This window comes from Taklimakanibacter albus, from assembly GCF_016595235.1.
GTDB classification, from domain to species: Bacteria; Pseudomonadota; Alphaproteobacteria; order Rhizobiales; family Aestuariivirgaceae; genus Taklimakanibacter; species Taklimakanibacter albus.
This window is the reverse complement of sequence record NZ_JAENHL010000003.1, coordinates 37973-57534: the sequence shown is the minus strand read 5'-3', so window position 1 is coordinate 57534 and position 19562 is coordinate 37973. Positions and strand designations below refer to the sequence as shown.

The 19562-nt window shown below is 62.6% G+C and carries 23 protein-coding genes; 15 read left to right on the top strand and 8 right to left on the bottom strand.

What is annotated here, in order from left to right; genetic code table 11:
- The first annotated feature begins 27 nt into the window (after nucleotides 1-27).
- Nucleotides 28-2064 carry a thioredoxin domain-containing protein gene (locus JHL16_RS00315; RefSeq protein ID WP_200182915.1) on the top strand — a complete coding sequence of 679 codons (2037 nt, stop codon included), beginning with the start codon at nucleotides 28-30 and terminating at the stop codon, nucleotides 2062-2064.
- Here JHL16_RS00315 and rho read toward each other — a convergent pair.
- The 3 genes from rho to hemE form a co-directional block, all read right to left on the bottom strand.
- Nucleotides 2050-3333, bottom strand: coding sequence for a transcription termination factor Rho (rho, locus tag JHL16_RS00310; protein ID WP_200182914.1), 1284 nt, complete (start codon nucleotides 3331-3333; stop codon nucleotides 2050-2052). The two genes, JHL16_RS00315 and rho, sit on opposite strands and share 15 nt — an antisense overlap.
- Before the next feature lie 204 nt (nucleotides 3334-3537).
- Entirely contained in the window at nucleotides 3538-3969 is a 432-nt protein-coding gene (hemJ, locus tag JHL16_RS00305) for a protoporphyrinogen oxidase HemJ (RefSeq protein ID WP_200182913.1), read from the bottom strand.
- Between the two features lie 6 nt (nucleotides 3970-3975).
- Nucleotides 3976-5010: a uroporphyrinogen decarboxylase gene (hemE, locus tag JHL16_RS00300; protein WP_200182912.1), complete on the bottom strand. Its 1035-nt coding sequence runs from the start codon at nucleotides 5008-5010 to the stop codon at nucleotides 3976-3978.
- 384 nt (nucleotides 5011-5394) lie between these two features.
- Between hemE and JHL16_RS00295 the strand changes: the two genes are divergently transcribed.
- From JHL16_RS00295 to dnaQ, 5 genes are read left to right on the top strand one after another with little or no spacing between them, the layout of a single operon-like run.
- Entirely contained in the window at nucleotides 5395-6207 is an 813-nt protein-coding gene (locus tag JHL16_RS00295) for a pyruvate, water dikinase regulatory protein (RefSeq protein ID WP_200182911.1), read from the top strand.
- Nucleotides 6204-6791: a Maf family protein gene (locus JHL16_RS00290; protein ID WP_200182910.1), complete on the top strand. Its 588-nt coding sequence runs from the start codon at nucleotides 6204-6206 to the stop codon at nucleotides 6789-6791. Before JHL16_RS00295 ends, JHL16_RS00290 begins: the two co-directional genes overlap by 4 nt.
- Nucleotides 6788-7630 carry a shikimate dehydrogenase gene (locus tag JHL16_RS00285; protein WP_200182909.1) on the top strand — a complete coding sequence of 281 codons (843 nt, stop codon included), beginning with the start codon at nucleotides 6788-6790 and terminating at the stop codon, nucleotides 7628-7630. The genes JHL16_RS00290 and JHL16_RS00285 overlap by 4 nt, the downstream gene beginning before the upstream one ends.
- The gene (gene coaE, locus JHL16_RS00280) at nucleotides 7627-8217 is read left to right on the top strand and encodes a dephospho-CoA kinase (RefSeq protein ID WP_200182908.1); all 591 of its coding nucleotides are present in this window, start codon (nucleotides 7627-7629) and stop codon (nucleotides 8215-8217) included. The genes JHL16_RS00285 and coaE overlap by 4 nt, the downstream gene beginning before the upstream one ends.
- Nucleotides 8218-8227: 10 nt before the next feature.
- Entirely contained in the window at nucleotides 8228-8923 is a 696-nt protein-coding gene (gene dnaQ / locus JHL16_RS00275) for a DNA polymerase III subunit epsilon (protein ID WP_200182907.1), read from the top strand.
- A gap of 85 nt (nucleotides 8924-9008) precedes the next feature.
- On the opposite strand, the gene secB is transcribed toward dnaQ, so the two are convergent.
- Both secB and JHL16_RS00265 read right to left on the bottom strand, forming a co-directional pair.
- A complete protein-coding gene (gene secB, locus JHL16_RS00270; protein WP_200182906.1) occupies nucleotides 9009-9578 on the bottom strand; it encodes a protein-export chaperone SecB in 570 nt (189 codons plus the stop codon).
- 79 nt (nucleotides 9579-9657) lie between these two features.
- Nucleotides 9658-10119, bottom strand: a complete 462-nt coding sequence (locus tag JHL16_RS00265; RefSeq protein ID WP_200182905.1) for an FxsA family protein — start codon at nucleotides 10117-10119, stop codon at nucleotides 9658-9660.
- 118 nt (nucleotides 10120-10237) lie between these two features.
- Between JHL16_RS00265 and JHL16_RS00260 the strand changes: the two genes are divergently transcribed.
- The 4 genes from JHL16_RS00260 (at nucleotide 10238) to JHL16_RS00245 (ending at nucleotide 13164) form a co-directional block, all read left to right on the top strand.
- On the top strand, nucleotides 10238-10951 hold the full coding sequence (locus tag JHL16_RS00260) for a Tim44/TimA family putative adaptor protein (RefSeq protein ID WP_200183086.1): 714 nt from the start codon (nucleotides 10238-10240) through the stop codon (nucleotides 10949-10951).
- Nucleotides 10952-11051: 100 nt separating this feature from the next.
- Nucleotides 11052-12215 carry a murein transglycosylase A gene (gene mltA / locus JHL16_RS00255; protein ID WP_200182904.1) on the top strand — a complete coding sequence of 388 codons (1164 nt, stop codon included), beginning with the start codon at nucleotides 11052-11054 and terminating at the stop codon, nucleotides 12213-12215.
- The gene (locus JHL16_RS00250) at nucleotides 12212-12799 is read left to right on the top strand and encodes a Smr/MutS family protein (RefSeq protein WP_200182903.1); all 588 of its coding nucleotides are present in this window, start codon (nucleotides 12212-12214) and stop codon (nucleotides 12797-12799) included. Before mltA ends, JHL16_RS00250 begins: the two co-directional genes overlap by 4 nt.
- A complete protein-coding gene (locus JHL16_RS00245; RefSeq protein WP_200182902.1) occupies nucleotides 12796-13164 on the top strand; it encodes a helix-turn-helix domain-containing protein in 369 nt (122 codons plus the stop codon). The genes JHL16_RS00250 and JHL16_RS00245 overlap by 4 nt, the downstream gene beginning before the upstream one ends.
- Nucleotides 13165-13230: 66 nt before the next feature.
- Here the strand turns inward: JHL16_RS00245 and hslU are convergent, their stop codons facing one another.
- The 3 genes from hslU to hslV are packed head-to-tail and all read right to left on the bottom strand — an operon-like array spanning nucleotide 13231 to nucleotide 16116.
- Entirely contained in the window at nucleotides 13231-14535 is a 1305-nt protein-coding gene (gene hslU, locus JHL16_RS00240; RefSeq protein ID WP_200182901.1) for an ATP-dependent protease ATPase subunit HslU, read from the bottom strand.
- Between the two features lie 7 nt (nucleotides 14536-14542).
- On the bottom strand, nucleotides 14543-15577 hold the full coding sequence (locus JHL16_RS00235; protein WP_200182900.1) for a hypothetical protein: 1035 nt from the start codon (nucleotides 15575-15577) through the stop codon (nucleotides 14543-14545).
- Complete coding sequence (hslV, locus tag JHL16_RS00230; RefSeq protein ID WP_200183085.1) at nucleotides 15571-16116, bottom strand: ATP-dependent protease subunit HslV; 546 nt, start codon at nucleotides 16114-16116, stop codon at nucleotides 15571-15573. The genes JHL16_RS00235 and hslV overlap by 7 nt, the downstream gene beginning before the upstream one ends.
- Before the next feature lie 226 nt (nucleotides 16117-16342).
- On the opposite strand from hslV, the gene hisB reads away from it, so the two are divergent.
- Genes hisB through hisF form a run of 5 tightly spaced genes read left to right on the top strand, consistent with a single transcriptional unit; the run spans nucleotide 16343 to nucleotide 19545 of the window.
- Nucleotides 16343-16936, top strand: coding sequence for an imidazoleglycerol-phosphate dehydratase HisB (gene hisB, locus JHL16_RS00225; protein WP_200182899.1), 594 nt, complete (start codon nucleotides 16343-16345; stop codon nucleotides 16934-16936).
- Nucleotides 16936-17409 carry a DUF2628 domain-containing protein gene (locus tag JHL16_RS00220; protein ID WP_200182898.1) on the top strand — a complete coding sequence of 158 codons (474 nt, stop codon included), beginning with the start codon at nucleotides 16936-16938 and terminating at the stop codon, nucleotides 17407-17409. Before hisB ends, JHL16_RS00220 begins: the two co-directional genes overlap by 1 nt.
- Nucleotides 17406-18056: an imidazole glycerol phosphate synthase subunit HisH gene (hisH, locus tag JHL16_RS00215; protein ID WP_200182897.1), complete on the top strand. Its 651-nt coding sequence runs from the start codon at nucleotides 17406-17408 to the stop codon at nucleotides 18054-18056. Before JHL16_RS00220 ends, hisH begins: the two co-directional genes overlap by 4 nt.
- Complete coding sequence (gene hisA / locus JHL16_RS00210) at nucleotides 18053-18784, top strand: 1-(5-phosphoribosyl)-5-[(5-phosphoribosylamino)methylideneamino]imidazole-4-carboxamide isomerase (protein ID WP_246770708.1); 732 nt, start codon at nucleotides 18053-18055, stop codon at nucleotides 18782-18784. Before hisH ends, hisA begins: the two co-directional genes overlap by 4 nt.
- Entirely contained in the window at nucleotides 18784-19545 is a 762-nt protein-coding gene (gene hisF / locus JHL16_RS00205; RefSeq protein ID WP_200182895.1) for an imidazole glycerol phosphate synthase subunit HisF, read from the top strand. Before hisA ends, hisF begins: the two co-directional genes overlap by 1 nt.
- The last annotated feature ends 17 nt before the right edge of the window (nucleotides 19546-19562 follow it).

The window sequence follows — 19562 nt, the reverse complement described above, 5'->3', positions numbered from 1 at the left end:
GCTGCCTCAAAAGGGTAGCATAGGGTTATGACCCCATTATCCGCCAATCTCCTTAAAGACGAAACCAGCCCCTACCTGCTCCAGCACAAGGACAACCCCGTCCATTGGATGGCCTGGGGCGATGCCGCCTTCGCCAGGGCCAAGGCCGAAGACAAGCCGGTCATCCTCTCGATCGGCTACGCCGCCTGCCACTGGTGCCATGTCATGGCGCATGAGAGCTTCGAGGACGACGAGACCGCCCAACTCATGAACGCCCATTTCGTCGCGATCAAGGTCGATCGCGAGGAGCGGCCGGATGTCGACCGCCTCTATATGCAAGCGCTGCATTCTCTGGGCGAGCAGGGCGGCTGGCCGCTCACCATGTTCCTCACCCCCGACGGGCATCCCTTCTGGGGCGGAACCTACTTCCCGAAGGAATCCCTCTATGGCCGGCCGAGCTTCCGTTATGTGCTGAAGGAGCTCACCCGCATCTGGCGCGATGAGCGCGACAAGGTCGAGACCAACGCCACCGCCATTCTCTCGGCCCTCAACCGCGAGCCGGCGCGGCCCACCGACGAGGCCCATCTCTCGCTCGAGCTCGCTCAGGACGCCGCTCAGGTCTTTTTGCGCGCTATAGATTTCGAGCATGGCGGTCTCAAGGGCGCCCCCAAATTTCCGCAAGCCTCGCTTTTCTCCTTCCTCTGGACCATGGCCGAGCACAGCCGCGACCCTCGTCTCGCCGACGCGGTCACGACGACCCTCACTCATATTTGCCAGGGCGGCATCTATGATCATCTGGGCGGCGGCTTCGCCCGTTATTCGGTCGACCCGCTCTGGCTCGTCCCGCATTTCGAGAAGATGCTCTATGACAACGCCCAACTCGTCTCGCTCATGGCGCGGGTGGCCAGCCGCACCGGCAATCCTCTGTTCCGTGTCCGAATCGAGGAGACCATCGGCTTCGTCCTGCGCGAAATGACGACGCCCATCGGCGCTTTCGCCGCCAGCTACGACGCCGATTCGGAGGGCGAGGAGGGCAAATTCTATGTCTGGTCCGCCGACGAAATTGCCCGCCTTCTCCCCGAGAAAGATTACACCCTCTTCGCCAGGACCTATGACGTCACATCGTCCGGCAACTGGGAAGGCCATATCATTCTCAACCGCCTGAGCAGCCTCGCGCTCCTCGATCCGGACAACGAGAACAAGCTCGCTGCCTCACGCGATCTCCTCTTCGCTCAGCGTAAGAACCGCATTCCGCCCGGCTATGACGACAAGGTTCTGGCCGACTGGAACGGGCTCATGATCTCCGCTTTGGCTGACGCGGCTCTTCTCCTCGCGCGGCCCGACTGGGCGCAAACCGCGCGCGCCGCCTTCGCCGCCATCATTGCCCATCACTGGCGCGACGGCCGGCTTCATCATTCGTGGCGCGATGGCCGTTTGCGCTACGATGCAACCGCCGAGGGTTATGCGCATCTGATCACCGCGGCACTCGCGCTCGGCGCCATAACCCCCGGCGGCGATCATCTCGCTACGGCTGAGAAATTCTGTGCCGCCATGATTGCTCATCATTGGGATGCCAAACGCGGCGCCTTCGCTTTCGCTTCCAACGAAGCCGGCCTCATTCATCGCGGCATTCAAGGCCACGACGATGCGACGCCCAATGCCAATGGTGTCATGCTCCGCAATCTCACAGGCCTGCACCATCTCACCGGCAATCCTGATTATCTCGACAAGGCGCAAGCCATCCACCGCGCTTTCGCGGCCGAGGCGATCAGCAATCCCTTTGGTTATGCAAGCCTCATCGAGGCCTTCACGGTCCTCGCCGATCCGGTGCAGATCGTCATGAGCGGCAAGGCCGGCGATCCTTTCGCCGATCCGCGCTTCCGCCGTCTTGTTTCGGCGGCCGGCACCAACGCCATCATACAGTGGGTTGATGACCCCGAAACTTTGCCGGCCACACATCCGGCCCGGCATAAATCATCGGGATCGGAAACACGGGCCTATCTCTGCCGGGGACAGGTCTGTGCCGCCCCGGCAGAAACAGTCGAGCAGGTCGAAGAGGCTTTGGCGCTCCTAGGCGTTCATTGAGTCGAAAAAGTCGCCATTGGTCTTGGTCTGGCGCAATTTGTCGAGCAGGAACTCGATCGCGTCGACGGTACCCATCGGGTTGAGGATGCGGCGCAGGACGTAGGTCTTCTTGAGAAGATCGCCCTTGACCAGCAGCTCTTCCTTACGCGTGCCCGACCGCAGAATGTCGATCGACGGGAAGACGCGCTTATCCGCAACCTTGCGGTCGAGGATGATTTCCGAGTTGCCGGTGCCCTTGAACTCTTCGAAGATGACTTCGTCCATGCGGCTGCCGGTATCGATCAGCGCGGTTGCGATGATGGTCAGCGATCCGCCTTCCTCGATATTGCGTGCCGCACCGAAGAAACGCTTCGGCCGCTGCAGCGCATTGGCGTCGACACCGCCGGTCAGCACTTTGCCCGATGAAGGCACAACAGTGTTGTAGGCGCGGCCTAGGCGGGTGATCGAATCGAGCAGAATGACCACGTCACGGCCATGTTCGACCAGGCGCTTGGCCTTTTCGATCACCATCTCGGCAACCTGCACGTGACGCGACGCCGGCTCGTCGAAGGTCGAGGAAATCACTTCGCCCTTCACCGAACGCTGCATGTCGGTGACTTCTTCCGGCCGCTCATCGATCAAGAGAACGATCAGATAGCATTCCGGATGATTGGAGGTGATCGACTGGGCGATATTCTGCAAAAGCACCGTTTTACCGGTGCGCGGCGGCGCGACGATCAGACCGCGCTGGCCCTTGCCGATCGGCGCCACGATGTCGATGACGCGGGCCGAGAAGTCTTTCCGGGTCGGATCCTGGATTTCCATTTCCAGCCGCTCATCGGGATAAAGCGGCGTCAGATTGTCGAAATGGACCTTGTGACGGGTTTTGTCCGGATCTTCGAAATTGATCGTATTGACCTTGAGCAGGGCAAAATACCGCTCGCCGTCTTTCGGGCTGCGGATCTGTCCTTCGACCGTGTCGCCGGTGCGCAAGGTGAAGCGGCGGATCTGGCTCGGGCTGACATAGATGTCGTCGGGACCGGCGAGATAATTCGCGTCCGGTGAGCGCAGGAAGCCGAAGCCGTCCTGCAGCACCTCGACGACGCCTTCGCCGATGATTTCGACATCGCGCGCGGCGAGGCTCTTGAGGATAGCGAACATCAGCTCCTGCTTGCGGAGCGCGCTCGCATTCTCCACCTGCAGTTCTTCGGCGATCACCAGAAGTTCGGCCGGGGTTTTCTCTTTGAGCGAATGGAGTTTAATTTCTTTGAGTTCTGAAATGCTTGTCATGGGGGGTTATCATAGACGCCGCTCAGGCGGCGTTGACTACATGTCGGGTGTTGAGGTGCCGGGTTTTAAACAACGGCCCGGCGGGTGAGGGAGGGAGCTGATTCTGGAGAAGAATCCTGCCGGTTCTTTGAGGGGGGAACCTTGAACCGGTCAATGCTTCACTGGACCTTTAACAAAATCCGGCTTCCTTGGAAACTATTAATTTTACAGCGGCTTTACCACCGCCATGATCACGATCACGATCAGGAGAACGGTCGGGATCTCGTTGATGAGCCGGAAGAACCGCTCGTCCCGCGGCCGCTCGTCCTCCGCGAAGGCTTTGACGAAACTCCCCAACCAGAGATGAAAACCCGTCATGGCGGCTACGGCCAGCAGCTTAACCACCAGCCACAGGCTTGGATAAGCCAGCGCATCCGTGACCCAGATCAAAGCCAGACCCAGCAGCCATGACAGGCCCATGGCCGGATACATGATGGCCTTGAGCAGCCGCCGCTCCATGGTTTTGAAGATCTCCGACGTCTCGCCGCCGACTGCGGTCCGGCGGTGATAGACCATCAGCCGCGGCAAATAGAACAGGCCGGCCATCCAGGCCACGATCGCGATGATATGAAACGCCTTGAGCCAGAGATACGCCATAGATAGTCACCCATCCAGCCTGCGCAAGTCCTTAACCACCTGTTCGACATGTGCAGGTGGTGTTCCCGGCCGCATTCCATGCCCCAGATTGAAGATATGACGCTCTCTCGGCAAGGCGCCGGCAACCAGCCTCACCCCTTCCTCGAGCACATTGCCGCCAGCTTCGACCAGCAGCGGATCGAGATTGCCCTGGATCACATGCGCCGGACTCAGGACTTCCCGCGCCCAGCCGAGCGGCATCGAGGTTTCCATCCCTAAGCATTCGGCCTGGGTGATCTCACCGATCCGCTTGTGTCCGGCCCCGGCGCCCCGCGCAAAGACAATAATCGGCACGCCTGGCCTTTGCCGGCGTACCTTTTCCATGATCGCCGCAATCGGCTCGGCGACCAGCCGTTCCTGCAGATAGCCCGGCAAGTCTCCCGCCCAGGAATCGAAGATCTGTACCACATCCGCCCCGGCATCGATCTGCCGCACCAGATAGGTCGCTGAGGCCTCGATCACCCGGTCCATCAGTTCCGCGTACCAATCCGGTCTCGCCGCCGCCACGACCCGTGCCGCTTCCCGTCCATTTTCACCGCCGCCGCCGATCATGTAGCTCGCGACCGTCCACGGCGCGCCGCAAAACCCAATGAGCGCAATATCGGCAGGCAGTTCCGCTTTCACCAGACGCACCGTCTCGCAGACGAGACGCACCTCATCTGCTTCATCGAGCGGCCGCAACGCATTGACCCGCTCGGCCCCGGTGATCTTCTCCACGATCGGCCCTTCGCCTTCCGCAAAGGCAAGACCCAGCCCCATCGCCTGCGGCACGACCAGGATGTCAGCAAAGACGATCGCCGCATCGAGATCGTAGCGCCGCAAGGGCTGCAGTGTGACTTCCTTGGCGAGCTCCGGCGCATAACACAATTTCAGGAACGATCCGGCCTTGGCCCGCGTTTCCCGATATTCCGGAAGATAGCGTCCGGCCTGGCGCATGAACCACACGGGTCGGCGGGAAGGCTTCCTTCCCTTCAAGACGTCGAGCAGTGCCGAATGACTCATGAGTACATACCAATAAAGAAGAAGAGAATAGATTCTGATTAGGATGATGGGGGCCGAGAGTCATGAATAACGATCTTGCCCAGCCCTTGCCAACCGCGACGTGTTATCACAACTATCCAGGCCGTCGGCATAAAACAGCGCGGTCAGAATAATATAAGTATTTCAAGGCGTTGCGGGAAGCCTGCGGAATTTGTCCACAGAATGTTGCGGTCTCTTCAACAGGAGCACGCTTCTCCACACAATGAGCCACCTGAATTCTTCGTGGCGAAACTGTGGATTACATCCTGGACTAAATGATAGAAACCTTTCCAGGGTCTTAACCGAGCCCATCTTATCCACAATTGAGTAACCGGCGCTCCAGTGTCCTCGCCTAGATTTTTCCACATGCACCTGATCTCGGACGCGACGGGCGAAACGCTCAATACAGTGGCGCGCGCCGCCATGGCTTATTATGCCGACTATCAGCCGGTCGAGCATATCTATGCGCTGGTGCGGACGCCGAAACAGTTGTCGCGCGCTCTCGCCGAGATCGAAAGCCAGCCTGGTGTCGTGCTCTTCACCTTGATCGACACCGAGCTCAGGGCGCAGCTCGAGAAAAGATGCGGCGAGCTCACCATACCCTGCATCTCGATTCTCGATCCCGTCATCGCCAGCCTCGCCCAATATCTCAACGCCCAGTCGCGACCGCAGCTCGGTGGCCAGCATGCACTCAACGCGGAGTATTTCCGCCGTATCGATGCGTTGAACTTCACCATGATCCATGACGATGGTCAGCATGCGGAGGATCTCGATCAGGCCGATGTGGTGCTGACCGGCATCAGCCGTTCTTCCAAGACGCCGACCAGCATCTATCTCGCCAATCGCGGCATCAAGACCGCCAATATCCCGATCGTGCCGAATATCCCGCCGCCGAAGGAACTCGAAACCGTGACGCGGCCGCTGGTTGTTGGCCTCATCGCCAGTGCCGAGCGCATCGCCCAGATCCGCAAGCACCGGCTGCTCGCCATGAACGAGCAGGGCGAGACCGACTATGTCGATCAGGAGTCGATCGCTGCCGAACTGTCTCATATGCGCAAGCTCTGTGCCCGCCATGGCTGGCCGATCATCGACGTCACCCGCCGCTCGATCGAGGAAACCGCCGCCGCGGTGATCAATCTGATGCGCGAGCGTCACGAGGCGAAGGGCTCCGATTCATGAAACTGATCCTGGCCTCGACCAGCCGGATCCGCGGCGAGCTGCTGGCCAAGGCCGGTATTACCTTCGAGTCCGTGAAGCCGGAGGTGGACGAAACGGAGCTGAAACGACAATCCCCCGGGCTATCTCCTGGAGATCTGGCGCTAAAACTGGCTGCCGCAAAAGCCGTTTCGGTGACGAATCGATATCCAGGCGCCCTGGTGATTGGGGCGGATCAAGTCCTCAATCTCGAAGGTAGGGCCTTCGACAAGCCAGATTCGGTCGAAACCGCCCGCCGTCAACTGACCGATCTGCGCGGCCGTCGGCATGTGCTGGAAACCGCCCTGTGCTGCGCCCAGGACGGCAAGATCGCCTGGCAGCATCTGGGCCAGGCCGGCCTGACCATGCGGGACTTCTCCGAGGCGTTCCTGACCGATTATCTGCGCGAAGTGGGGCAGGACGTGACGACATCGGTCGGCGGCTACAAGCTCGAGGGCCGTGGCGCGCAGCTCTTTGACAGGATCGAGGGGGACTACTTCACCATTTTGGGCCTGCCGCTGCTGCCGCTGCTCGATTTCCTGCGGCGCAAGGGAGTATTGCCGGCATGACCCGGAAAGCCTGTGTCATCGGCTGGCCGATCAGCCATTCGCGTTCGCCGATCATTCACGGCTATTGGCTCAAGCGTTATGGCATCGAAGGCAGCTATGAGCGCATCCCGGTCAAGCCGGAGGAGCTACCCGCCTTTTTCTCAGGCCTCATTGGCCAGGGTTTCGCCGGCTGCAATGTCACTTTGCCGCATAAGGAGGCCGCCTTCCGCACCGTGGGCACGGCCGATGCGGCCACGTCCCGACTGGGCGTCGTCAACACCGTCTTCGCCCGCGACGGCGAGCTCTGGGGCACCAGCACCGATGGTGAAGGTTTCCTCGCCAGCCTCACCGCCGGCCATCCCGGCTGGTGCGCCAAGGGCCAGACGGTCGTCATACTGGGCGCCGGCGGCGCCACCCGCGCGCTCGTCGGGGCGCTCATCGATGCCGGCGCGGCGCGCCTCCTCATCGCCAACCGGACCCGCGCCAAGGCCGAGGAACTCCAGCGCGACTTCGGAGCGAAGGTAGAGCCGCGCGACTGGACGGAAGCGGCCGAAATCCTGCGGCACGCCAATCTCCTCATCAACACGACGTCGCTCGGTATGACCGGGCAGCCGCCGCTCACCGTCGACCTGGACAATCTGCCGAAAACAGCACTCGTCACCGACATCGTCTACACGCCGCTCGAGACGGATCTGCTCCAGCGCGCCAAGGCCCGCGGCAACGCCATCGTGCCGGGCCTCGGCATGTTGCTGCACCAGGCGGTGCGCGGCTTCGATCTGTGGTTCGGCACCCGGCCGGAAGTGACCGAAGAGCTCTATGACCTGGTCGCCCGCGACATCGATCCCGGCTACCGGCGATGATCGTCATCGGTCTCACCGGATCGATCGGCATGGGCAAGACGGCGACGGCCCGGATGTTCGCCGAGGAGGGCGTACCCGTGGCGGATTCGGACGCCGTAGTGCATCAGCTCTATGAAAAAGGCGGCGCCGCGGTGGCACCCATCGCTGATGCCTTTCCCGCTGTCATCACCGATGGGGCGATCGACCGGCAGAAACTGGCGCGCCATCTCGCCGGCCACCCTGACGACTTCAAGAAGATCGAAGCCATCGTGCATCCGTTGGTGCGGGCCGAGCAGGAAAACTTCCTGAGTCAGGCGCGCCGGCGCAAGGCGCCCTTGGCGGTCCTCGATATTCCTCTGCTGTTCGAGACCGGGCGTTATCGCGACGTCGACAAGATCGTTGTCGTCTCCGCCCCCGAAGCCGTGCAGCGTGAGCGCGTCCTGGCGCGTCCCGGCATGACGGAAGAGAAATTCGCGAGCATTCTGGCGCGTCAGCTGCCCGATGCTGAAAAACGCGCCCGCGCTGATTTCATTGTGGACAGCGACCGTGGTTTCGATCACGCCCGCGCTCAGGTCCGGCGTATAATTGCCGAGCTTAAACCTGAGTGATTCGAGCCCAATGCGCGAGATCGTCCTCGATACCGAAACCACCGGCATAGATCATTCGAGAGGCCACCGCGTCGTCGAAATCGGCGCCGTCGAGCTCGTCAATCACATACCGAGCGGCAAGACCTTCCATCACTATATCGATCCCGAGCGCGACATGCCGCCCGATGCCGAGGCCATTCACGGCTTGTCGACACAGTTCCTGCGCGGCAAGCCGGTCTTTGCCGCGATCGCCCAGGAATTCATCGAGTTCATCGATGGCGCGAGCCTGGTCATCCACAATGCCGCCTTCGACGTCGGCTTCCTCAATGCCGAGCTGGCGCGCGTCAAAGGCCCCTCGATCCTGCCCGAGCGCGTCATCGACACGCTGGCGCTGGCGCGCCAGAAGCATCCGATGGGGCCGAACAGCCTCGATGCGCTGTGCAAACGTTATGGCGTCGACAATTCGAAGCGCGAGAAGCACGGCGCGCTGCTCGACTCGGAATTGCTGGCCGATGTCTATCTGGAATTGATCGGCGGCCGCCAGACAGCACTTTCGCTGTCGGCCATCGCAATGACGGCCCGCGCCGCCGCCATCACGCCGCAAGGCATTGTCAGGGCGAGGCCGCATCCCTTGCCGAGCCGGCTCACCGAAGCCGAGATCGCCGCCCACAAAGCGCTCCTTGCCGAGCTTGGCGATAAGGCGATGTGGAACGAAATTCTGAATTGATACGTTCAGCCCTCCCCTTGCGAGGAGGGCTGTCCGGCTTTCACGAATTTAACTCAGTACACGGAAGATGTTGTGGTCGGTCGGCTCAGGCCGTGACCTGGTTGGCCTGCGCGGCCATGCGCTTCTGATACATGCCGGCGAAATCGATCGGGTCGAGCATCAGGGGCGGGAAGCCGCCATTGCGCGTCGCCTCGCCGAGGATCTGGCGGGCAAAGGGGAACAACATGCGCGGGCATTCGATGAGCACGGCCGGATGCAGCATGTTCTGCGGGAAGTTCTCCATCCGGAACACACCGGCATAGAGAAGCTCGGCGGCGAAGACGACCTTGCCTTCCGACGTCGCCTTGGCGTCGATGTGAAGCTCGACCTCGAAATCATTGGGCGCCAGGTTGCGGGCATTCACATTGATGCCGATGCTGATCTCGGGCTGCGTCTTCTGCGGCGCGAGCGAGGCCGGTGCATTCGGGTTCTCGAAGCTCAGATCCTTCAAATACTGGCCGAGAATGCGCATCGACGGCTGAGCACCTGCCTGCGGCGTCGTCGCCTCGAGATCGATCGTGCCGATTTCCGGCGCGGCGGCTGCCTCGGTCGCCTCGTCGTCATGCGCGCCGCCATTGGTCGAATTGGCGGCCGGATTCTTTGGCGTCTTGGCCATGGGCTGTCATGCCTTTCCTGAAGGGGATGTCGGCCCGCCAGCTATCATGAATGTCCGAGGGGCCGCAAGCTTTCCGGCACTACCGGCTCCAGGGGGAGTTGTCGTTCTTATCCTGGGGCGGCAGGCGGTCGTCGATGATTTCGACCGCCTCGCCATCGATCACCACCGAGCCCGGAGCCCGGTTCTGGCGGACGCCATTGCGGACCATATAGGCTTCGACCAGACGCCGGCTGACCGGAATGAGCAGCAGGATCGCCGCCACGTCGGATAACAGCCCCGGCAGGATGAACAGGACACCGGCGAAAAAGCCCAGGATTCCTCCAATCGCCGCCTGAGCGCCGGTCTGCCCGGTGCGGCTGGCCTGGGCGATCTCGTTCAGGGATTTGATGCCGGTATGGCGGATGGTCACCCCGCCCGCCATGAAGCCCAGGATCACCGCCAGGACGGGAAACCAGGCGCCGAACCACTGCCCGGTCTTAACCAGCAGGAACAGCTCGAACAGCCCCAGCGCAAAAAGGACAAAAAATATGGTTCTGATCACCTGAAACCTGTAGGAAACTGAAAGGACTACGGTCTTTGGACCGTGCCCAAGCCCTCCTATATAAGGAGGCAACGACCCAGACTTCAATTTATGCCAGACGGAAAGACCCGCCGAAATGATGAATCAGGCTTTTGATCCACTCAATTTGCTGATCCTTGCGATTGCAGTGGTGGTCATTTTGCGCCTGCGGTCGGTCCTGGGGAAGCGGACCGGCACTGAGCGTCCGCCTCTCGATCCTTATGCCGCGCAACGCCGCGCCGAAAAGCCGCAACCGAACGGCAATGTCATCAATATGCCCCAGCGCGAGAACGCGCCCGAACATCTGGGCCTGGAGAAGCCGGTGGAGCCCGTCTGGTCGGGTTATGCCGAGGCCGAGTCCCCCGTCGCCAAGGGCCTGGAGAAGATCGCCGGCACCGACCCTGACTTCTCGACCCGTATCTTCGTCGACGGCGCCAAGGTCGCTTATGAGATGGTGGTGACGGCTTTCGCGCAAGGTGACCGTCAGTCGCTCAAGAACCTGCTGGCGCGCGATGTCTATGAAGGCTTCGCCAAGGCGATCGACGATCGCGAGAAAGCCGGCAATGTCCTCGAATCGCGTTTCGTCGGCATCGACAAGGCTGAAATCGCCAATGCCGATCTCAAAGGCAAGAAGGCCTCCATCACGCTGCGCTTCGTCGCCGAATTCATCTCCTCCACGCTCAACAAGGCGGGTGAGGTCATCGAGGGCGACCCCAAGCAGGTGCGCCAGGTCACCGATGTGTGGACCTTCGAGCGCGACACCGCCTCGCGTGATCCCAACTGGAAGTTGGTGGCGACGGACGAGCTGGGCTAAGCATCGGCCTGAAAAGTGTAAAACGGTTTTTCGGATAAGCCGATGCGCAAGAATGACTTCATCGGCCCGAAAAGTGTGAAACGGTTTTTCGGACAAGCCGATGCGCCAGCTTAATGTCCTCTTGAGTTCCGCCGTGCTTGTGGTCATCTCGTCGATCATGAGCGCCGCGGCTCCGATTCTCGAACCGACCTCCTTCGACCGCATCGCCGGCTGGCATGAGGCCGACCACCGCCAGGCGCTGGCGACGTTCAAACGCTCCTGCGCCGAGATCGAGGCGAGCGGAAGCGCCTTTCAGCGCAAGGTCGTCTTTGGCGGCACCAGGCGCGACTGGCTCGCCGTCTGCTCCAAGTTGAAAGCGAGCGCCGATCCGCGCCGCTTCTTCGAGGAAACCTTCACGCCGCTGATCGTGCGTGACCCGGCACGGCCGCAAGGCCTGTTCACCGGCTATTATGAACCGGAAGCCGAAGGCAGCCTGAAGCCCGGCGGCGACTACAAGGTGCCGGTCTATGCCAGGCCCGACGATCTCGTTGCCTTCGACACCCGCGCCGCCAAGAAGTTGGGGCTCGCTTACGGCCGCATGGTCGACGGCGCGCCGCACGGTTATTTCACCCGGCGCGAAATCGAGGAGGGCGCACTCAAGGGCCGCGGCCTCGAGCTGGTCTGGCTCAAGGACTGGGCCGACGCCTTTTTCATCCAGGTCCAGGGCTCGGGGCGCGTAAGACTACCCAATGGCAAGCTGATGCGGCTCGGTTATGCGGCCAAGACCGGCCTGCCCTATACCGCCATTGGCGGGCTCCTCGTCGAACGCGGCATCCTCCCTCGCGAGGACGTGTCGATGCAGGCGATCCGCGCCTGGATGCGGAAGAACCCCAAGGACGCGCGCGCCCTCATGTGGGAGAACAAATCCTTCGTGTTCTTCCGACAGGTGACGGCGGAGGATCTGAAGCTCGGGCCCCCCGGCGCCCAGAAGGTGCCGCTGACGCCCTATCATTCGCTCGCCATCGACCGCTCTCTCTGGATCTTCGGCACACCGGTCTGGCTCGACACGCAAGCGCCCAGGGGTGAGAGCGGCACGCTGACGCCCTTCCGCAGCCTGTTGGTGGCGCAGGATACCGGCACCGCCATCAAGGGCCACGCCCGGGGCGATGTCTTCTGGGGTGCCGGCGAAGATGCCGCCCTCACCGCCGGCCATATGAAAAGCCCCGGCCGCATGATCGTGCTGCTGCCCAAGCCTTTGGCGAAGAGGCTCCTCGGCAAGCAATGACCCGCAAGCTCCCGCCCGACTATGCGCTGTGGGAGGATGTCGCCCGGACCGTCAAGCCGCTCCACAAGGCCAGGGCAAAGAAGAAAGCGCCGCCGAAGGCCGAGCCGCCGGCGCCCGCGGTGAAAGCCAAGTCCAAATCCGCCGAACCCGCGAAGCCGATCGCGCGACCGCCGGCGCACCGCCACGAGCCGCCGCCGATCACCGGCCTCGACCGGCGCCAGGAGCGGCGCATGACCCGCGGCCAGGTCGAGATCGAGGCGCGTATCGACCTGCATGGCACCGGCATCGAACGCTCGCATGAGCGGCTCTTGAACTTCCTGGTCGATTCACGCGCGCAAGGCCTGCGTCTCGTGCTCGTCATCACCGGCAAGGGCGCGTCGCCCTTTGCGCGCCACACGCTGCATGGCTCCGATACCTATCACGCGCCCGAGCGCCAGGGCCGCTTGCGCCGCCTGGCGCCGGAATGGTTTCACGAGCCGCGCTTCCGCCAGCATATCGCCGGCTTCCAGCCGGCCCATCCGCGCCATGGCGGTGGCGGCGCCTATTATGTGAAGTTGCGCAAGAAGGAGAAAGGTATGCGATGACGCCTTTCGGCGAGCGCATGCGCAAGCTCAGGGCTGAGCGCAATGTCACCTTGAAGGACATGGCGGAGGCGATCGGCGTGTCGAGTGCCTATCTCTCGGCCCTCGAGCATGGCAAACGCGGGCGCCCCGGCTGGCATCTGCTTCAGCGCATCATCAGCTACTTCAACATCATCTGGGATGAAGCCGAGGATGTAGTAAAGCTCGCCCGCATCTCACATCCGCGCGTCGTCATCGACACGTCCGGCCTGGCGCCGCAAGCGACCGAGCTCGCCAACCGCCTGGCGGACGACATTTCCGATCTCGATCCGAAAGAGCTCACGGAGTTGCTCGCGGTGCTGAACCGCAAGAAGCAGAAGAAGAAGTAAGCTTACCCTCCCCGAATTTTCCCCCTCTCCCGCCCTGCGGGAGAAGGGGGAGTTGAAGAGAAGCAACTACAAAATAAACTTCGACAGATCCGTATTACGCGCGAGGTCGCCGAGATTCTTCTCGACGAAGGCCTTGTCGATCTTCACCGTCTCGCCGGAGCGGTCGGTCGCTGAATAGCTGACATCATCGAGCACCCGCTCCATCACCGTCTGCAGGCGGCGGGCGCCGATATTCTCGATCGACGCGTTGATCTCGGCGGCGATGTCGGCGAGCGCGTCGATGCCGTCGTCGCTGAAATCGAGCGTCACGCCTTCGGTGAGGAGCAGCGCCTTATATTGTCTCATGAGGCTCGCTTCCGGCTCGGTGAGGATGCGGCGGAGATCGTCACGCGTCAGCGCCTTGAGCTCGACGCGGATCGGCAGGCGGCCCTGCAGCTCCGGCAACAGGTCGGAAGGTTTGGCGATATGAAAGGCGCCCGACGCGATGAAGAGAATATGGTCGGTCTTGACCGGTCCATATTTGGTCGACACCGTCGTGCCTTCGATGAGCGGCAGGAGATCGCGCTGCACGCCTTCGCGGCTCACATCCGCGCCCTGGCGCTCGGAGCGGGCGCAGATCTTGTCGACCTCGTCGAGGAAAACGATGCCGTTGTTTTCGGTGACGTCGATCGCCTCCTGGGTGATCTGGTCCTGGTCGAGCAGCTTGTCGCTTTCTTCCGCCAGCAGCACTTCGTGGCTCGTTTTCACCGTCATGTGCTTGGATTTGAGCCGATGACCGAAGGCCTTGCCCAGCATGTCGGAGAGATTGATGACGCTCGCCGAACCGCCCGGCATGCCCGGAATATCGAAGCTCGGCACGGCGGGCGAATCGACGACCTGAACCTCGATCTCCTTGTTGTCGAGCTCGCCCGTGCGCAATTTCCTGCGGAAGCTGTCGCGTGTCGCTTCCGCGGCATTGACGCCGACCAGTGCATCGAGCACGCGGTTTTCGGCATTGATATGGGCTTGCGCCTCGACGTCCTTGCGCCGCGCGGTCTTCACCATGCCGATCGCCGCCTCGACGAGGTCGCGGATCATCTGCTCGACATCGCGCCCGACATAACCGACCTCGGTGAATTTCGTCGCCTCGACCTTGATGAAGGGCGCATTGGCGAGCTTGGCGAGGCGGCGCGCGATCTCGGTCTTGCCGACGCCGGTCGGCCCGATCATCAGGATGTTCTTGGGCATCACCTCTTCGCGCAAGGGTCCCTCGAGCTGCTTGCGCCGCCAGCGGTTGCGCAGGGCGATGGCGACGGCGCGCTTGGCGTCCTTCTGGCCGACGATATGGCGGTCGAGCTCGGAAACGATTTCACGGGGAGAAAAGTCGGTCATGGATTACTCAGTTTCTGACGACAGGCAGATATTGGGTGAGGAGTGAGGGGATGAAAGACATCACGGCGCGCCTGGCGCGCTGCCAGCCGACGCCCAGCAGGATGACGCTGGCGCCGATGAGCAGAAGCGTGATCCACAGCGCGTTCTGCTCGCCGCCGAGGCTGGTGAACGTATAAACCATGGCGCCGCCCAGATAAGCGAGCGAGGAGACGAGCAGCGCCCGGCGATCGATGATGAGGGCGGCCAGCGTGAACAGGATCACCACCGCGATGGTGATGAGGCTCGTCTGCGCCGTCATCTCCGCGCCCGAGGAAATCAGTCCGGCGATCGGATGCACGATCAGGGGTGCGGCGATGAGGGTAAGCCAGAAGCCGCAATCGGCGCGCCGTGTGAGGCGCTCGCGGTCCGACATGTCGTACCATTGCGCTGCGGCCAGCGTGGCGAGGCCGGTGAACAGGACCAGCCCGTAGCTGACAGGCTCGGAGGAGGAGTCGAAGTACCGGGCATAGGCGGCGATGAAGGCGACCACCAGGCTGCCGGCGAGCAGCAGCAGCGTGAAGGGCAGGCGGAAGCGCAGATAGAAAAGAAGCGCCGCAAGGCTCGCCGCGAGCGGGATGATCAGATCCTGCGGGATGCCGCGCCATCCGGTCTCGTCGCTGCCGGTACTCATCGCGGCGTGGAGATACCAGGCGATGCCCGGCACGATGAGCAGAGCGAGGACGATGCTCGGCAGAGTGAGCTTGTGCTTGCGGGTCAGGAATTCGGCGAGCGCCCACATCAGCGCGATGAAGATGACCGGAAATGCCGCGCCGAGCCCGAAGAAGGTGCTGTCGGCCACGAAGAGGCCGATGCTCAAGAGCACGATGCCGAGCGTGATGAAGAACTCGTTGAAGTTCTTCATGAACACGAAACGCTCGTCACTCAGCGCGTGGCTGTGGCGCGCCGCGTGTCGTCTCGCCGGCAGCTCCTGCAAGGCCGCCGCCTGGCCTTCCGTGATGATGCCGCTCCTCACGGCCTCATCGAGATCGGCGCGTGTCAGCATGCCAGGCTTTCGACGGTCAGGTTGTTGTTGGTGTAGACGCAGATCTCGGCGGCGATGGCCATCGCCTTGCGGGCGATCGCTTCCGCCTCCATGTCGGTATCGATGAGGGCGCGCGCCGCGGCCAGCGCATAATTGCCGCCCGAGCCGATGCCGATGACGCCGCGCTCGGGTTCGAGCACGTCACCGGTGCCGGTCAGGACCAGGCTTACTTGGGCATCGGCGACGATCATCATGGCCTCGAGGCGGCGCAGATAGCGGTCGGTGCGCCAGTCCTTGGCGAGCTCGACGCAGGCGCGGGTGAGCTGCAGCGGATATTGCTCGAGCTTGGCCTCGAGCCGCTCGAACAGCGTCATGGCGTCGGCGGTGGCCCCGGCGAAGCCCGAGATCACCGAGCCGCCGGCGAGCGGCCTGACCTTGCGGGCATTGGACTTGATGACCGTCTGGCCGATCGAGACCTGGCCGTCGCCCGCAATCACCACCCGGTTGCCTTTCCTGAGGCTCAAAATGGTCGTGCCGTGCCACTGCTGGGGATCGCTCATATCAGTCCTTTTCGTCATCCGTCTCAGGCCTGGGGGCCCGGCTGGCCGTCATGTAAGCCCTGGAGGGGCGTAAGAAAAGGCCGGCACGCGCTTCCCGCCAAAGTCCCCCGACTTTGGCGACAAGGGAGCGCGCAGGGCAAAATGAGGTTAACCGGGGGGCAGCGAAAGGGTGGCACTGGCTTGCTGCACCTGCTAAGAGAGCCGCCGCAACAAGGGGTTAAGGGCCATGCGCAAGGCCAGCATCGAACGCAAGACCACCGAGACCGAGATCGCCGCGAGCGTCGCGCTCGACGGCACCGGCGCCTATGACGTCAAGACCGGCGTCGGCTTTCTCGACCATATGCTGGAGCAGCTGGCCCGCCATTCGCTGATCGACATCAAGCTCAGAGCGAAGGGCGACCTCCATATCGATTTCCACCACACGACCGAGGATTCCGGCATCGCGCTCGGCCAGGCGGTGGCCAAGGCGCTTGGCGACCGCAAAGGCATCCGCCGTTATGCCAGCCTCCATCTGCCGATGGACGAGACGCTGACGCGCGCCGCCATCGACGTGTCGGGCCGGCCCTATCTCATCTGGAAGGTCGAGTTCTCGCGCCCGAAGATCGGCGACTTCGACACCGAGCTGGTGCGCGAATGGTTTCAGGCCTTCGCCATGAATGCCGGCGTCACGCTGCATGTCGAGACGCTGTATGGCGACAATAATCATCACATAGCCGAAAGCTGCTTCAAGGCGCTGGCGCGTTGCCTGCGCGAGGCGATCGAGATCGATCCGCGCCAGAAGGACCGCATTCCCTCGACCAAAGGCTCGCTCAGCAAATAATGGCCTGGTGGACCGCCCATAACAAAAAGGGCCGCGGCGCCGACGACGTCGTCTTCGTGCGCGAAGGTTTCAACCGGTGGGCGCTCGTCTTCCCGCTGCTCTGGCTTGCCGCCAAGGGCATGTGGGTCGTCCTCCTCATCGCCGTCGCGGCGCAGTTGCTGATCTGGGCCGTCGCCGAGGCGCTGGGTTTCGGCGAGGCGATGCGGCTCATCTTCGGGTTGGCGATCAACATCATCATGGGTTTCGAGGCCAATGACCTGCTGCGCTGGACCTATGCCAGGCGCGGTTATGAGGAAGTGGGCCTCGTCCAGGGCGATGATCTCGAAGAGGCGGAGATCCGCTTCTTCAGCGCGGCCGATCTGCAGGTGCAAAGCGCACCACCGCCGCCGCCAGTCCCGCCGGCGCCGGGCCTGTCGCGCAACTGGAAATCATCGGAGCCCGATTTCATCTTCCCGGGACTGAGCCGCACATGAGCGACGTCGCGATCATCGATTACGGCTCCGGCAATCTTCATTCCGCCGCCAAGGCCTTCGAGCGCGCGGTACGCGATGGTGGCTCATCGGCGACGATCCTGGTGACATCGGACCCTGATCGGGTACGCAAGGCCGAGCGCATCGTGCTGCCGGGCGTCGGCGCCTTCCGCGACTGCCATGACGGGCTGAAAGCCGTGCCCGGCATGTGGGAAACGCTCGAAGGCGAAGTCGCCCGCGGCAAGCCTTTCTTCGGCATCTGCGTCGGCATGCAATTGATGGCCGAGCGTGGCCTCGAACATGTCGAGACGAAGGGCTTCGGCTGGATCAAGGGCGATGTAAAAGTGATTGAGCCGTCCGATTCCGCGCTCAAGATCCCGCATATGGGCTGGAACACGCTCGATGCGGTAAGGCCGCATGCCCTCTTCGACGGCATCACTTTGGGCGCGCAAGGCCTGCATGCCTATTTCGTGCATTCCTATCATCTGGCGCCGGGCGACGGTGAGCAGCTGATCGCCACCGCCGATTATGGCGGCGCCGTCACCGCTTTTGTCGGCCGCGACAATATCGCCGGCAGCCAGTTCCACCCCGAAAAGAGCCAGGCCCTCGGTCTGGCGCTGATCGCCAATTTCCTGAAATGGCGCCCATGATCCTGTTTCCCGCCATCGATCTCAAAGGCGGCCAATGCGTGCGCCTCAAGCTCGGCGACATGGCCGAAGCCACCGTCTTCAACGACGACCCGGCCGCCCAGGCGCGCGATTTCGCGGCGCAGGGATTCCGCTGGCTGCATCTCGTCGATCTCGACGGCGCCTTTGCCGGCAAGCCGGTGAACGCCCCGGCCGTCGAGGCGATCCTCGCCGCCATCAAGATCCCGGTGCAATTGGGCGGCGGCATCCGCGATATGGCGATGATCGAGACCTGGCTCGGCCGTGGCATCAAGCGGGTGATCCTCGGCACCGTTGCGCTGCGCAACCCCGATCTGGTCAAGGATGCTTGCCGGCGCTTTCCCGGCCGCATCGCCGTCGGCATTGATGCCAAGGGCGGCAAGGTGGCGGTCGAAGGCTGGGCCGAGACCTCGGAATTGACCGCCATCGATCTGGCGCGGCGTTTCGCCGATGCCGGTGTCGCCGCCATCATTTTCACCGATGTCGATCGCGACGGGGTTTTGAAGGGACTTAATATCGAGGCGACACTATCTCTGGCACATGCCGTGAATATTCCGGTCATCGCTTCAGGGGGGCTTGCCTCTATCGACGATATCAAACGCCTGCTCGCCCCCGATTGCGCCATTCTCGAAGGCGCAATTTCAGGCCGCGCCCTTTATGACGGCCGTCTCGATGCGCGGGCGGCCCTCAAGCTCATCGCCGAGGCCGCCTGATGCTGAAGGCCCGCATCATTCCCTGTCTCGACGTGAAGGACGGCCGCGTCGTCAAAGGCGTGAATTTCGTCAATCTGCGCGACGCCGGCGATCCGGTCGAGATCGCCAAGGCCTATGACAAGGCGGGCGCCGACGAACTGTGTTTCCTCGACATCACCGCGACACATGAGAACCGCAGCATCATCTTCGACGTGGTGAGCCGCACCGCCGAAGCCTGCTTCATGCCGCTGACCGTCGGCGGCGGCGTGCGCACGACCGACGATATCCGCAAGCTCCTGCTCGCCGGCGCCGACAAGGTCTCGATCAACACCGCCGCGGTTAAGAATCGCGGCTTCGTGCGCGAGGGGGCGGAGAAATTCGGCAGCCAGTGCATCGTCGTCGCCATCGACGCCAAAGAGGTGGCGCCCGGCAAATGGGAGATTTTCACCCATGGCGGGCGCAATCCGACCGGCATAGATGCGATTTCCTTTGCCGAGGAGGTCGTGTCGCTGGGCGCCGGGGAATTGCTCGTCACCTCGATGGACCGCGACGGCACCGGCAAAGGCTTCGACATTGCGCTGATGCGCGCCATCGCCGACAGTGTGCCGGTGCCGGTCATCGCCTCGGGCGGCGTCGGCACGCTCGACCATCTGGTCGAGGGCGTCCGGGACGGCCATGCCACCGCGGTTCTGGCCGCCTCGATCTTCCATTTCGGCACATTCACAATTTCCCAGGCCAAAAATCACATGGCCGAACGGGGAATTCCCATGCGGCTCGCATAAGTGATAAGACTCCAGGC

Bases quoted from the DNA above. Each gene is read 5' to 3' on its own strand.
- JHL16_RS00315 (WP_200182915.1), top strand. From the start codon at position 28: ATGACCCCATTATCCGCCAATCTCCTTAAAGACGAAACCAGCCCCTAC.
- rho (WP_200182914.1), bottom strand. From the start codon at position 3,333: ATGACAAGCATTTCAGAACTCAAAGAAATTAAACTCCATTCGCTCAAA.
- hemJ (WP_200182913.1), bottom strand. From the start codon at position 3,969: ATGGCGTATCTCTGGCTCAAGGCGTTTCATATCATCGCGATCGTGGCC.
- hemE (WP_200182912.1), bottom strand. From the start codon at position 5,010: ATGAGTCATTCGGCACTGCTCGACGTCTTGAAGGGAAGGAAGCCTTCC.
- JHL16_RS00295 (WP_200182911.1), top strand. From the start codon at position 5,395: ATGCACCTGATCTCGGACGCGACGGGCGAAACGCTCAATACAGTGGCG.
- JHL16_RS00290 (WP_200182910.1), top strand. From the start codon at position 6,204: ATGAAACTGATCCTGGCCTCGACCAGCCGGATCCGCGGCGAGCTGCTG.
- JHL16_RS00285 (WP_200182909.1), top strand. From the start codon at position 6,788: ATGACCCGGAAAGCCTGTGTCATCGGCTGGCCGATCAGCCATTCGCGT.
- coaE (WP_200182908.1), top strand. From the start codon at position 7,627: ATGATCGTCATCGGTCTCACCGGATCGATCGGCATGGGCAAGACGGCG.
- dnaQ (WP_200182907.1), top strand. From the start codon at position 8,228: ATGCGCGAGATCGTCCTCGATACCGAAACCACCGGCATAGATCATTCG.
- secB (WP_200182906.1), bottom strand. From the start codon at position 9,578: ATGGCCAAGACGCCAAAGAATCCGGCCGCCAATTCGACCAATGGCGGC.
- JHL16_RS00260 (WP_200183086.1), top strand. From the start codon at position 10,238: ATGAATCAGGCTTTTGATCCACTCAATTTGCTGATCCTTGCGATTGCA.
- mltA (WP_200182904.1), top strand. From the start codon at position 11,052: ATGCGCCAGCTTAATGTCCTCTTGAGTTCCGCCGTGCTTGTGGTCATC.
- JHL16_RS00250 (WP_200182903.1), top strand. From the start codon at position 12,212: ATGACCCGCAAGCTCCCGCCCGACTATGCGCTGTGGGAGGATGTCGCC.
- JHL16_RS00245 (WP_200182902.1), top strand. From the start codon at position 12,796: ATGACGCCTTTCGGCGAGCGCATGCGCAAGCTCAGGGCTGAGCGCAAT.
- hslU (WP_200182901.1), bottom strand. From the start codon at position 14,535: ATGACCGACTTTTCTCCCCGTGAAATCGTTTCCGAGCTCGACCGCCAT.
- JHL16_RS00235 (WP_200182900.1), bottom strand. From the start codon at position 15,577: ATGCTGACACGCGCCGATCTCGATGAGGCCGTGAGGAGCGGCATCATC.
- hslV (WP_200183085.1), bottom strand. From the start codon at position 16,116: ATGAGCGATCCCCAGCAGTGGCACGGCACGACCATTTTGAGCCTCAGG.
- hisB (WP_200182899.1), top strand. From the start codon at position 16,343: ATGCGCAAGGCCAGCATCGAACGCAAGACCACCGAGACCGAGATCGCC.
- JHL16_RS00220 (WP_200182898.1), top strand. From the start codon at position 16,936: ATGGCCTGGTGGACCGCCCATAACAAAAAGGGCCGCGGCGCCGACGAC.
- hisH (WP_200182897.1), top strand. From the start codon at position 17,406: ATGAGCGACGTCGCGATCATCGATTACGGCTCCGGCAATCTTCATTCC.
- hisA (WP_246770708.1), top strand. From the start codon at position 18,053: ATGATCCTGTTTCCCGCCATCGATCTCAAAGGCGGCCAATGCGTGCGC.
- hisF (WP_200182895.1), top strand. From the start codon at position 18,784: ATGCTGAAGGCCCGCATCATTCCCTGTCTCGACGTGAAGGACGGCCGC.